Raw genomic sequence first — 12379 nt, forward strand, 5'->3', positions numbered from 1 at the left:
TCAGCCCTTCGCGGCCTTCTTCTCATCGGCGTCCTGGATGACGGCCTCCGCGACCTGCTGCATCGACATACGGCGATCCATGGACGTCTTCTGGATCCAGCGGAAGGCGGCGGGCTCGGTCAGCCCGTACTCCGTCTGCAGGATCGACTTCGCCCGGTCGACCAGCTTCCGGGTCTCCAGCCGCAGCGTGAGGTCCGCGACCTCCTTCTCCAGCGTCTTGAGCTCGTTGAACCGGGAGACCGCCATCTCGATCGCCGGGACCACGTCACTCTTGCTGAACGGCTTCACCAGATACGCCATCGCACCCGCGTCCCGGGCGCGCTCGACGAGGTCGCGCTGCGAGAACGCGGTCAGCATGAGGACCGGGGCGATGCGCTCCTCGGCGATCTTCTCGGCCGCCGAGATGCCGTCGAGCTTCGGCATCTTCACATCGAGGATCACCAGATCGGGCTTGTGCTCACGGGCCAGCTCGACGGCCTGCTCACCGTCACCGGCCTCACCGACGACGTGGTAGCCCTCCTCCTCGAGCATCTCTTTGAGGTCGAGCCGGATGAGCGCCTCGTCCTCGGCGATGACGACACGGGTCGTCAGCGGAGGCACGTGCGACTTGTCGTCGTCGGCAACGGGCTGGGGCGACTCGGGGGAGGTCACTCGGGCTCCTTGTCCAGGGCAGGCAGGTACTGCTCCCAAGAGCCTACCTAGCTGCGGTAGGGTGGTCAGGCAGCGGGTCGAGAGTGACCTTCGATTCGCCGGGCCCCGGTAGCCCAATTGGCAGCAGGCAATGGATTCAAAACCCATACAGTGTCGGTTCGAGTCCGACCCGGGGCACCTTTCCTTCGGTTCCAAGGTCGGAATCCACGAGCGGATGTCCACGTTCTCGTGAATATCCGCTATTCCTCTGTGTGGCCATGAGAAGTCGCTCAGGGTGGCCTCATGTACGACATGGGCACACGTAAGGGAGCCCTGGCTCTGGTCGCCCAGGGGCACAGCCTGAACTCCGTCAGCAAGGAAACCGGGATTTCCCGGTATGCGATCCGCTCCTGGCAGACACGCATCGAACCCGGCCCACGCGCGAGCAGCCCCTGCCCGAGCTGCCAGGACGGTCCCGGTGCCCCGGAAAACCCTGCGGCGTACGCCTACCTGCTCGGCCTCTATCTCGGCGACGGATGCATCAGCTCCCACCGCAGAGGCGTCTACTTCCTGCGCGTCGTCCTGGACAGCGCCTGGCCGGGCATCATCGACGCGTGTGAGGAGGCGATGCGCGCGGTGCGGCCGTCGAACAGCGTCGTCCGCGTCCGGAAACAGGGGTGCGTGGCGGTGAGCACTTCCAGCAAACACTGGCCCTGCCTCTTCCCCCAGCACGGTCCGGGCAAGAAGCACGAGCGCCGGATCGTCCTCGAACCCTGGCAGCAGGACATCGTCGACGCCCACCCCTGGGATCTGGTCCGGGGCCTGATCCACTCCGACGGCTGCCGCACCATCAACCGGACGGCCCGTCTCGTCGACGGTGAACGCAGGGCTTACGAGATCCGAGGTACTTCTTCACCAATCTGTCCCGTGACATCGTCCGGCTCTTCACGGACACCCTGGACCGAGTGGGCGTCGAGTGGCGGCAGGCGAACCCGCGCAACATCTCCGTCGCGCGCAAGGCCTCCGTCGCGCTTCTCGATGTTCACGTCGGCCCCAAGCACTGACCGCGTGAAAGGGCCCCTCGGCGGGAGGGGCCCCGGTGTGCGGGTCGGCTACTTGGGGCTGTCGTCCTCGCCGATGTGGTGCACCCGCACCATGTTCGTCGAGCCCGAGACCCCGGGCGGGGAGCCCGCCGTGATGACCACGATGTCGCCCCGCCGGCAGCGGCCGTACTTCAGCAGCAGCTCGTCGACCTGGTCGACCATCGCGTCGGTGGAGTCGACGTGCGGCCCGAGGAAGGTCTCCACGCCCCAGGTCAGGTTGAGCTGGGAGCGCGTGGCCGGCTCGGGGGTGAAGGCGAGCAGGGGGATCGGGGAGCGGTAGCGGGAGAGCCGGCGGACGGTGTCGCCGGACTGGGTGAAGGCGACCAGGAACTTGGCGCCGAGGAAGTCGCCGATCTCCGCCGCCGCACGGGCGACGGCTCCGCCCTGGGTCCGGGGCTTGTTGCTCTCGGTGAGCGGCGGGAGGCCCTTGGCGAGGATGTCCTCTTCGGCGGCCTCCACGATGCGGGCCATCGTCCTGACCGTCTCGACGGGGTAGTTGCCGACGCTGGTCTCGCCGGAGAGCATGACGGCGTCGGTGCCGTCGATCACCGCGTTCGCGACGTCGGAGGCCTCCGCCCTGGTGGGGCGGGAGTTCTCGATCATCGAGTCGAGCATCTGGGTGGCGACGATGACCGGCTTGGCGTTGCGCTTGGCGAGCTTGATCGCGCGCTTCTGGACGATCGGGACCTGTTCGAGGGGCATTTCCACGCCGAGGTCGCCACGGGCGACCATGATGCCGTCGAAGGCGGCGACGATCTCGTCGATGTTCTCGACGGCCTGCGGCTTCTCGACCTTGGCGATCACGGGAAGGCGGCGGCCTTCCTCGTCCATGATGCGGTGGACGTCCCTGATGTCCCTGCCGCTGCGGACGAAGGAGAGTGCGATGACGTCGCAGCCGGTGCGCAGCGCCCAGCGCAGGTCGTCCTCGTCCTTCTTGGAGAGTGCGGGGACGGAGACGGCGACGCCGGGGAGGTTGAGGCCCTTGTGGTCGGAGATCATGCCGCCTTCGATGACGACGGTGTGGACCCGGGGGCCGTCGACGGCCGTGACCTCCAGGCACACCTTGCCGTCGTCGACCAGGATGCGCTCACCGGTGGTGACGTCGCCGGCCAGTCCGGCGTAGGTGGTTCCGCAGGTCTGGCGGTCACCCTCGACGCCGTCCTCGACGGTGATCGTGAAGACGTCGCCGCGTTCAAGGAGTACGGGGCCTTCGACGAATCGTCCGAGTCTGATCTTCGGGCCCTGAAGGTCGGCGAGGATTCCGACGCTGCGGCCGGTCTCGTCGGCGGCCTTTCGCACGCGCTGGTAGCGCTCCTCGTGTTCGGCGTAGCTGCCGTGGCTGAGGTTGAAGCGGGCGACGTCCATTCCGGCGTCGACCAGGGCCTTGATCTGGTCGTACGAGTCGGTGGCGGGGCCCAATGTACAGACGATCTTTGCTCGGCGCATGGTTCGAGCCTAGGCCTTACCCGTCGGTAGAGAATTGGTCCGGCGTGACTACTCAACAACCTTTAAGTGAAGCGCTATTGACAAGTGTTGAATTGTGCGGTGCTGCGCTCCGATGAGCATCCCGGAGAGAAATGCAGAGGCCGAATTCGGGCAGACCGCGAATTCTCGTCACTTCTCGTCACTGCGGGTGACGAGGATTGTCCACCGTCGCGGTGGCGCCATCGTGAACCGGGCGTCGATACGGGCGTGGATGTGCCGGCGCCCGGATTCGAGCGCGAGGGGGTCGGGGCCGCCCGCGGCTTCCGTGGCGTCAGGAGCCGCCTGGCTCATGGACCGGGTGGCGAGTGCTGCGGTGTTGCGGCGGGTGAGGCCGTCGAGGGCGGTGCGCCGGTCGGTGCCGCGGGCCGTGACGGTGATGTCGACGCGGGCGACCTCCGGGTCGATTTCGATGTGGCTTCTCCGCGGACTGCGATGCGCGCGGCGTCGGGGGTGCCCTAGGGGGCGGCGAGCGGCTGAGGTTGGGTTCCACTCTGTCATCGCACGGTTTCCGAGGGGGGCATGTACCGGTCATCAGATCGCAACCTGCGGGGGCTGTTGCGACACGTCATGCGCAAGTCAGAATCTACGCGCGTCGTTGACCAATTCCGAAGGAGAGCGAGACATGCCGTTGAACCGCCGGAAGTTCCTGAAGAGATCCGCCGCGACGGGGGCGGGCGTGGCACTGTCCGGGGCCGCGGCGGCTCCGGCGGCTCAGGCCGCGCCTGCGGCGAAGGGCCCCAAGCGGTACTCGCTGACGGTGATGGGCACCACCGATCTGCACGGGCATGTCTTCAACTGGGACTACTTCAAGGACGCGGAGTACACCGACAAGGCGGGCAACTCGCAGGGACTGGCCCGGATCTCGACCCTGGTCGACCAGGTCCGCGAGGAGAAGGGCCGCTGCAACACGCTGCTGCTCGACGCCGGTGACACGATCCAGGGCACCCCGCTGACGTACTACTACGCGAAGGTCGACCCGATCACGGCCAAGCACGGTCCGGTGCACCCGATGGCGCAGGCCATGAACGCGATCGGGTACGACGCGGTGGCGCTCGGGAACCACGAGTTCAACTACGGCATCGAGACGCTGCGGAAGTTCGAGTCGCAGTGCCGCTTCCCGCTGCTCGGCGCCAACGCGCTGGACGCCAGGACGCAGAAGCCGGCCTTCCCTCCGTACTTCATGAAGAAGTTCCATGTGCCGGGCGCGCCGCCGGTGAAGGTCGCGGTCCTCGGTCTGACCAACCCCGGCATCGCGATCTGGGACAAGGCCTATGTGCAGGGCAAGCTGACGTTCCCGGGCCTGGAGGAGCAGGCGGCCAAGTGGGTGCCGAAGCTGAGGTCGATGGGCGCGGACGTGGTCGTCGTGTCGGCGCACTCCGGCACCTCGGGCACGTCGTCGTACGGTGACCAGCTGCCCTATGTGGAGGACGCGGCCGCCAATGTGGCCCGGCAGGTGCCGGGTATCGACGCGATCCTCGTGGGGCACGCGCACCAGGAGATCCCGGAGCTGAAGGTCACCAACGAGCGGACGGGCAGGACGGTCGTGCTGTCGGAGCCGCTGTGCTTCGCCGAGCGCCTGACGCTGTTCGACATCGCGCTGGTCTTCGAGAAGGGGAAGTGGCAGGTCGAGTCGGTTGCCGCGTCGCTGCGGAACTCCAGCACGGTCACCGACGACCCGAAGATCACCAGGCTGCTCGCCGACGAGCACGCGAAGGTCGTCGCGTACGTCAACCAGGTCGTCGGCAAGGCGACCGAGACGTTGACGACGGTGGAGGCCCGCTACAAGGACGCCCCGATCATCGACCTGATCAACAAGGTCCAGGAGGACGTGGTCAAGGCGGCGCTCGCGGGCACGGAGTACGCCGCCCTGCCGGTGATCTCGCAGGCGTCGCCGTTCTCGCGCACCTCGCAGATCCCGGCCGGCAATGTGACGATCCGGGACCTGTCGGGCCTGTACGTGTACGACAACACGCTGGTCGCCAAGTTGATGACGGGTGCTCAGGTCCGGGCGTACCTGGAGTACTCGGCGGAGTACTTCGTGCAGACGGCCGCCGGCGCGCCGGTGGACGTGGAGAAGCTGACCAACGCGAACGGCCGTCCGGACTACAACTACGACTATGTGTCGGGGCTGCAGTACGAGATCGACATCGCCCAGGCCGCGGGTTCGCGCATCAAGAACCTGACCTACGGCGGTGCCGCGCTGGACGACGCACAGCAGTTCGTCTTCGCGGTGAACAACTACCGTGCCAACGGCGGGGGTGCCTTCCCGCACGTGGCCTCGGCCAAGGAGCTGTGGTCGGAGTCGACGGAGATCCGGACCCGGATCGCGGAGTGGGCGACCACGAAGGGTGTTCTGGACCCGAAGGACTTCGCTTCGGCGGACTGGCGGCTCACCCGGGACGGAGTGCCGCTCTTCTGACACTTCGGCAGTGGCAGCGCGACGGCGCCGGTGGCGGTCTGTGCCCCGGCGCCGTCGGCGTGCGGGCCCTCGCCGGCCGCCCTAGCGTCCGTCGCCCAGCGGGGTGAGGTCCATGGGGCGCCGGGTCGGCGGGATCAGGCCCGGCTGCCGGAGTCCGAAGGTGGTGAAGGCGGTGCGCCGGGGCAGGGGGTAGGGCTCCCTGCCGGTCAGGGAGTTGAGGATGGTGGCGCTGCGCCACGCGGCGAGGCCGAGGTCGGGGGTGCCGACTCCGTGGGTGTGGAGTTCGGCGTTCTGGACGTACACGGAGCCGGTGACGGCGCGGTCGAGGACCAGGCGGAACCGGTCGTCGATGCGGGGGCGTCCGCTGCCGTCGCGGCTGAGCCGGTGTTCCAGTCCGGCGAGGATGCGGCCGAGGGGCCGTTCGCGGTAGCCGGTGGCGAGGACCACGGCGTCGGTGGCGAGCCGCGAGCGGGTGTTCTGCTGGACGTGTTCGAGATGGAGTTCGATCCGGCTGGGGGCGGCGCGCCCGGCGGTGCGGACGTGGACGCCGGGTGTGAGGACGGCGTCGGGCCAGCCGCCCTGGAGGGTGCGGCGGTAGAGCTCGTCGTGGATGGCGGCGATGGTGTCGGCGTCGATGCCCTTGTGGAGCTGCCACTGGGCGGAGACGAGACCGTCGCGCACGGGTTCGGCGAGCGCGTGGAAGTAGCGCGTGTAGTCGGGGGTGAAGTGCTCCAGGCCGAGTTTGGAGTACTCCATGGGGGCGAAGGCCTCGGTCCGGGCGAGCCAGTGGATCCGCTCCCGGCCGACGGGGCGGTGGCGCAGGAGGTCGAGGAAGACCTCGGCGCCGGACTGGCCCGCTCCGACGACGGTGATGTGGTCGGCGGCTAGGAAGGCCGTGCGGTGCCGCAGGTACTCCGCGGCGTGGATGACGGGTGTCCCGGGGGCTTCGACGAGGGGTCGCAGGGGTTCGGGCACATACGGTTCGGTGCCGACGCCGAGGACGATGTTGCGCGTGCGGGTGCGGCCGAGGGCTTCGCCCGCGCCGTCCTTGCCGAGCCGGGTGTAGTCGACCTCGAAGACCTTGTCGGCGCCGTTCCAGCGGACGGCGTCGACCTGGTGGCCGAAGTGCAGTTCGGGGAGGTTGCCGGAGACCCAGCGGCAGTAGGCGTCGTACTCGGCGCGCTGGATGTGGAAGCGTTCGGCGAAGTAGAAGGGGAAGAGCCGGTCGCAGCTCTTGAGGTAGTTGAGGAAGGACCAGGGGCTGGCGGGGTCGGCGAGGGTCACCAGGTCGGCCAGGAAGGGGACCTGGAGGGTGGCACCGTCGATGAGGAGACCGGGGTGCCAGTCGAAGCCGGGGCGCTGCTCGTAGAACGCGGTGTCGAGTTCGGCGAGCGGGTGGGCGAGGGCGGCGAGGGAGAGGTTGAACGGGCCGATGCCGATGCCGACCAGGTCGCGGGGCGCTGGGGGCTCGTGGTGTGGGGGGGTGGTCATCGGGGCGTGCTTCCTTCCACCAGGTTCAGGAGTGCGGCTAGATCGCCGGGCCGGGTGTGGGGGTTGAGGAGGGTGGCCTTGAGCCAGAGTCGGCCGCCCAGCCGGGCGCGGCCGAGGACGGCACGGCCGTCGTGAAGGAGGGTGCGGCGCACCGCGGCGACGGTGTCGTCGGAGACCGCCGCGGGCCTGAACAGTACGGTGCTGATGGGGGGCGGGGCGTAGAGCTCGAAGGCGGGGTGCGCCCGGACGAGGTCGGCGAACTCCTGTGCGTGGGCGCAGACGTGGTCGACGAGGGTGCCCAGTCCGCTGCGGCCGAGAGTCTTGAGGGTGACGGCGATCTTGAGGATGTCCGGGCGCCGGGTGGTGCGCAGGGAGCGTCCGAGCAGGTCGGGCAGCCCGGCGTCGGTGTCGTCGTCGGCGTTGAGGTAGTCGGCGCGATGCCGCAGGGTGTGCAGGTCGCCGGGGTCGCGGACGGCGAGAAGTCCGGCGGCGACGGGCTGCCAGCCGAGTTTGTGCAGGTCGAGGGTGAGGGTGTCGGCCCGCTCGAGGCCGGCGAGCCGGGTGCGGTGGAGGTCGCTGAAGAGCAGTCCGCCTCCGTAGGCGCCGTCGATGTGCAGGCGGGCACCGTGCGCGGCGCACACGTCGGCGATCTCCGGCAGCGGGTCGATGAGCCCGGCGTCGGTGGTGCCCGCGGTGGCGGCGACGAGCAGGGGCCCGGAGAGGCCGGTGAGCGCGGCATCGAGGGCCTCCGCCTGCAGGATGCCGTCCGCGGCGGGGACGACGACGGGTTCGGGCAGCCCGAGGAGCCAGGTGGCACGCCTCAGGGAGTGGTGGGCTCCGGCGCCGCAGACGAGCCGGACTTTGCCGAGGATCTCCCGGGCGAGGAGCAGGGCCAGTTGGTTGGACTCGGTGCCGCCGGTGGTGACCAGGGAGTCGGCGGCGCCCGCCTCCTGGGCGAGGGCCCGCGTCACCAGTGCTTCGAGGGCTGAGGCGGCGGGTGCCTGGTCCCAGGAGTCGAGCGAGGGGTTGAGCGCGCTGGCGGCCAGGTCGGCGGCGGCGGCGACCGCGAGGGGCGGGCAGTGCAGGTGGGCGGCGCACAGGGGGTCGGCGGGGTCGGCGGCGCCTGCGGCGAGGGCGCGTACGACTGTTCGGACGGCGTCCGGGTCTCCCTTGGCCGGCAGTACGTCGCCCACGGCGTCGCGCAGCCGGGCGGCGACCGCTTCGGGTCCGCCCGCGGGCAGGGGTCCGCCCCGGGCCCGGGTGCCGTCCTCGATGGCGTCGAGGACGGCACCGAGCAGTGGCCGCAGGGCGTGCGGACCATCTGGTCCTGAGGCGAGGGGCGGCAGGCTCATGGGACGTCCTCCAGGCGCGGGGGTTGCCCAAGCCTGCACGCGCAAAGGCTGGTCCGGCCCGAAGAGCACAACGATCCGACCCGAAAGGGGGTACTGCCCTGGCGGGGAAGTGCCCGGGGATGGCATATGCGCCGCCGGCCGGCGTCCGTCCGTGGGCGCCGGCCCGCGGACGGCCCGATCACGCCTCGCGGATGCGCAACGCCCTGGCCAGGTCGTCCAGTTCATCGGCGATCTTCCGGTGCAGGGCCGGGACGAGATCTGCCTCGTGCAGGCACTGCTCGCCCCGGCGCAGGGTGTCCGCGTCGACCGCGTAGCGGGGGAAGGCCCAGCGGCCCGCCGCGGTGGCGATGGCCGGTCCCCGGCGGGCGGCGACGGCGGGTGCGTCGGTCCAGTAGCGGTCGACGTACTCCTCGACGAGGTCGGCCTGTTCGGGCTGCCAGAAGCCCTGTGCGGTGGCGGTGAACAGGTAGTTGGACAGCTCGTCGGTGGCGAACATCGCCTCCCAGGCCCGCCGCTTGGCGTCGGCGTCGGGCAGGGCGGCGCGGCAACGGGCCGCGCCCTCCCGGCCGGTGGCGCTTGGGTCGTGGGCGAGCTCGGCGGCGATCGCCGTCTCGTCCACGGCGCCGAGGACGGCGAGGCGGGCGAGGATGCGCCAGCGCAGTTCGGGGTCGAGTTCGGGTCCGCCGGGTACGGTGCCCTCGGCCAGCCAGGCGGCGATGGTGTCGGGGTGGGCGGCGGAGTCGATGAAGTGCCGTACGGCGATCAGGCGCAGCCCGGAGTGGGAGCCGTCCTCGGTGCGGCGGATGAGGTCGCGGCACAGCGCGCTGAGGGTGGCGAGGGCGGCGGCCCGGTCCAGGACGGTGCCCGCCTGCTCGCGCGGGGCCGGTGTGAAGGCGGGCAGGTAGCGGTCGGTGACGTGGCCGGCGGCGAAGGCGAGGACGCCTTCGACGAGGGCCAGGTCGGTTTCGTGGGGCAGGTGGGCCCGGGCGGTCTCCAGGTAGGCGCCGGCGGGCAGGTCCCCGTCGCGCACGGCGTCGCGCAGGGCGTTCCACACGACCGCGCGGGTGAGCGGGTCGGGCAGCCTGGACAGGGCGTCCCGGACGGTCTCGAAGGACTCGGGGTCGAAGCGGACCTTGGCGTAGGTGAGGTCGCCGTCGTTGACCAGGATCAGGGCGGGGCGCTTGCCGAGGGGCTGCGGGGCCGTCTGCGGGATGTCCAGGGCGAGCCGCTCGCGCAGGGCGAGGCCGTCACCGTCGCCGACGGTCTGGTCGTACAGGCCGACGGCGATGTGGTGCGGCCGGCTGCCGTCGTGGTCGACGGTGAGGGAGCAGGTGCCGTCGTCGCTCCGGGTGAGGCGCGGGGTGAGGGTGTCGACGCCGGTGGTGCGCAGCCAGGCGTCGGCCCAGGCGTGCACGTCGCGATCGGTCGCGTCGGCGAGGGAGTCGATGAAGTCGGCGAGGGTGGCGTTGCCGAAGCGGTGGCGGGCGAAATGGTTGTTGATGCCCGCGAGGAAGTCCTTCTCACCGAGCCAGGCCACCAGCTGGCGCAGGGCGGAGGCGCCCTTGGCGTAGGAGATGCCGTCGAAGTTGAGGAGCGCGGAGGCGGTGTCCTCGACCGCTTCGGGGGCCACCGGGTGGGTGGAGGGGCGCTGGTCGGCGTCGTAGCCCCAGGCCTTGCGGGTGACGCCGAAGTCGGTCCAGGTGTCGGTGAAGCGGGTGGCTTCGGTGAGGGTCTGGTAGCCCATGTACTCGGCGAAGGACTCGTTCAGCCAGATGTCGTCCCACCAGCGCAGGGTGACGAGGTCGCCGAACCACATGTGGGCCATCTCGTGGGCGACGACCATGGCGCGGGTCTGGCGCTGGGTGTCGGTGACGGCGGAGCGGTAGACGAACTCGTCGCGGAAGGTGACGAGTCCGGGGTTCTCCATGGCACCGGCGTTGAATTCGGGGACGAACGCCTGGTCGTAGGAGTCGAAGGGGTACGGCTCGTCGAACTTCTCGTGGTAGCGGTCGAAGCACTGGCGGGTGATCTCGAAGAGCTCGTCCGCGTCGGTGTCGAGATGGGGGGCGAGGGAGCGTCGGCAGTGGATGCCGAAGGGCAGTCCGCGGTGTTCGGTGTGCACGGAGTGCCAGGGTCCGGCGGCGACGGCGACCAGGTAGGTGGAGATCAGCGGCGTCGCGGCGGCGCGCCAGGTGCCGTCGTCCTGCTGGGTGGTGACCCCGTTGGCGAGGACGCTCCAGCCCTCGGGTGCACTGACGGTGAGGTCGAAGACGGCCTTGAGGTCGGGCTGGTCGAAGGCGGCGAACACCCGCTGGACGTCGTCCATGAACAGCTGGGTGTAGACATAGGTCTCGCCGTCGGTGGGGTCGGTGAAGCGGTGCATGCCCTCGCCGGTGCGCGAGTAGCGCATGGAGGCGTCGATGCGCAGTTCGTGCTCGCCCGCGGTGAGGTCCTTCAGCGGCAGCCGGTTCTCGGCGAGCGTCTCGGGGTCGAGGGGGTGTCCGTCCAGCGTCGCGGAGCGCAGTTCGGCGGGCTTGAGCTCGACGAAGGTGTCCGCGGCCTTCTGGTCCCCGCCCACCGAGAAGCGGATGACGGTACGGGAGTCGAAGGTCTCGTCGCCGCGGGTCAGGTCGAGTGCGATCTCGTAGCGGTGGACGTCGAGGAGCCGGGCACGGGTCTGCGCTTCGTCGCGCGTCAGTACGGACATGGGGGACATGCTGCCCGATGCCGCCGACGGGGCACAGGGGCAGTCCGGTACCGGCGTCATGTCCGCCGCTCGTACCGCTCCTCCGGGGTGCCGGAGTCCGGTTCGCCCGCGGGGTCCTCCCGCTGGCCCGGGAGGCGTGAGCCCGGGTGGGACAGGGCGGTCGCCCGGGGCGCGACGCACTCCTCGAGCCGGGCCCGCAGGACGCGCACCTCCTGTTCCAGGCTCTGGAAGCGCTGGTGACTGTCGTAGAGGTAGCGGACCTTGGTCCGCAGGGTCCAGGGGTCGACGGGTTTCATCATCAGGTCGGCGACGCCGAGCCCGAAGGCGGCGGAGGCGAGTTCGGTGTCGGGGCCGAAGCCGGTCAGCAGGATGATCGGGATGTGCTGGGTCTGTGCCACGCGCCGCATGTAGCGCACGACGTCGAGGCCGCTGACCTTGGGCATGTGCACATCGAGAAGAAGCAGTCCGACCCTGCCGCGCAGGACCTCCTTGAGGGCGTCGTCGCCGCTGGTGGCGCGGGCCAGCCGGTAGCCCAGCGGGGCGAGGGTGCTCTCCAGCGCGTACAGCGTGTCCTCATGGTCGTCGACAATGAGAATCCTGGCATCAGACGGCATGGCCCGACGTCCCCTCGCTTGGACAACCAGCATATGCCCGAACCGTCTTACCCCGCGTACCTTTGACCTGACAAAGAGTCACCCGACCGACCGGCCACGATACGCCCGGTCGGCCCACAAGGGGGGCCATTCAGCACCAAGTGCCCGGTGGGGTGCCTGACGTCACTCGCCCGAGGAGTCGGTGGGGTCGGTGGTGACGCCGGCGTCGTCCGCGATGCGCTCATGGTGGCGGATGACCTCGGCGATGATGAAGTTGAGAAGCTTCTCGGCGAACGCGGGGTCGAGCTTGGCGTTCTCCGCGAGCCTGCGCAGCCGGGCGATCTGGGCGGCCTCGCGGGCCGGGTCGGCGGGCGGCAACTGGTGGGCGGCCTTGAGATGGCCGACCTGCTGGGTGCACTTGAAGCGCTCAGCGAGCATGTACACGACGGCGGCGTCGATGTTGTCGATGCTGTCGCGTAGCCGGACGAGCTCGGCGCGGACGGCCGGGGCGACGTCGGCGGCGGTGTGGCGGGTGTTCATGGCCGACCACCCTACGGGGCGGGCGCCCGCCGGACAGTTCCCGTCCGCAGTGCGGATCG

At 70.0% G+C, this 12379-nt stretch carries 8 protein-coding genes, 1 tRNA gene and 2 pseudogenes; 3 read left to right on the top strand and 8 right to left on the bottom strand.

The genetic code is table 11. The annotated features are described in order from the left end of the window. A complete protein-coding gene (locus ADL25_RS41710) occupies window positions 1-651 on the bottom strand; it encodes an ANTAR domain-containing response regulator (RefSeq protein ID WP_059133158.1) in 651 nt (216 codons plus the stop codon). Between the two features lie 102 nt (window positions 652-753). Between ADL25_RS41710 and ADL25_RS41715 the strand changes: the two genes are divergently transcribed. Next, window positions 754-828, top strand: a tRNA-Leu gene (locus ADL25_RS41715). 105 nt (window positions 829-933) lie between these two features. Further along, window positions 934-1694, top strand: a pseudogene (locus tag ADL25_RS51300) (transcriptional regulator). A 48-nt stretch (window positions 1695-1742) separates the two neighbouring features. On the opposite strand, the gene pyk reads toward ADL25_RS51300, so the two are convergent. Together pyk and ADL25_RS52510 are read right to left on the bottom strand one after the other, a co-directional pair. Continuing rightward, on the bottom strand, window positions 1743-3179 hold the full coding sequence (pyk, locus tag ADL25_RS41725; protein WP_059133159.1) for a pyruvate kinase: 1437 nt from the start codon (window positions 3177-3179) through the stop codon (window positions 1743-1745). 342 nt (window positions 3180-3521) lie between these two features. Continuing rightward, window positions 3522-3716: pseudogene (locus tag ADL25_RS52510) on the bottom strand (SIMPL domain-containing protein); the annotation flags it as partial. Between the two features lie 124 nt (window positions 3717-3840). Between ADL25_RS52510 and ADL25_RS41735 the strand changes: the two are divergent. Next, window positions 3841-5637 (top strand): bifunctional metallophosphatase/5'-nucleotidase, encoded by a 1797-nt coding sequence (locus ADL25_RS41735; protein WP_059133161.1) that lies wholly within the window; start codon window positions 3841-3843, stop codon window positions 5635-5637. Window positions 5638-5718: 81 nt separating this feature from the next. Here ADL25_RS41735 and ADL25_RS41740 read toward each other — a convergent pair whose 3' ends face one another. The 5 genes from ADL25_RS41740 to ADL25_RS41760 all read right to left on the bottom strand — a co-directional run bounded on the left by ADL25_RS41740 (window position 5719) and on the right by ADL25_RS41760 (window position 12320). Further along, the gene (locus ADL25_RS41740; protein WP_059133162.1) at window positions 5719-7128 is read right to left on the bottom strand and encodes a lysine N(6)-hydroxylase/L-ornithine N(5)-oxygenase family protein; all 1410 of its coding nucleotides are present in this window, start codon (window positions 7126-7128) and stop codon (window positions 5719-5721) included. Then, complete coding sequence (locus ADL25_RS41745; RefSeq protein WP_059133163.1) at window positions 7125-8480, bottom strand: pyridoxal phosphate-dependent decarboxylase family protein; 1356 nt, start codon at window positions 8478-8480, stop codon at window positions 7125-7127. The genes ADL25_RS41740 and ADL25_RS41745 overlap by 4 nt, the downstream gene beginning before the upstream one ends. Window positions 8481-8658: 178 nt before the next feature. Then, window positions 8659-11196, bottom strand: a complete 2538-nt coding sequence (gene pepN / locus ADL25_RS41750) for an aminopeptidase N (RefSeq protein WP_059133164.1) — start codon at window positions 11194-11196, stop codon at window positions 8659-8661. Window positions 11197-11243: 47 nt separating this feature from the next. After that, entirely contained in the window at window positions 11244-11801 is a 558-nt protein-coding gene (locus tag ADL25_RS41755; protein ID WP_059133165.1) for a response regulator, read from the bottom strand. A gap of 162 nt (window positions 11802-11963) precedes the next feature. After that, window positions 11964-12320 carry a chorismate mutase gene (locus tag ADL25_RS41760; RefSeq protein ID WP_059133166.1) on the bottom strand — a complete coding sequence of 119 codons (357 nt, stop codon included), beginning with the start codon at window positions 12318-12320 and terminating at the stop codon, window positions 11964-11966. Window positions 12321-12379 lie beyond the last annotated feature (59 nt).

The organism is Streptomyces sp. NRRL F-5122, assembly GCF_001507435.1.
GTDB lineage: Bacteria > Actinomycetota > Actinomycetes > Streptomycetales > Streptomycetaceae > Streptomyces > Streptomyces lannensis.

Coding starts and splice junctions, on each gene's coding strand:
- pyk (WP_059133159.1), bottom strand. CDS start 3,179: ATGCGCCGAGCAAAGATCGTCTGTACATTGGGCCCCGCCACCGACTCG.
- ADL25_RS41735 (WP_059133161.1), top strand. CDS start 3,841: ATGCCGTTGAACCGCCGGAAGTTCCTGAAGAGATCCGCCGCGACGGGG.
- ADL25_RS41740 (WP_059133162.1), bottom strand. CDS start 7,128: ATGACCACCCCCCCACACCACGAGCCCCCAGCGCCCCGCGACCTGGTC.
- ADL25_RS41745 (WP_059133163.1), bottom strand. CDS start 8,480: ATGAGCCTGCCGCCCCTCGCCTCAGGACCAGATGGTCCGCACGCCCTG.
- pepN (WP_059133164.1), bottom strand. CDS start 11,196: ATGTCCCCCATGTCCGTACTGACGCGCGACGAAGCGCAGACCCGTGCC.
- ADL25_RS41755 (WP_059133165.1), bottom strand. CDS start 11,801: ATGCCGTCTGATGCCAGGATTCTCATTGTCGACGACCATGAGGACACG.
- ADL25_RS41760 (WP_059133166.1), bottom strand. CDS start 12,320: ATGAACACCCGCCACACCGCCGCCGACGTCGCCCCGGCCGTCCGCGCC.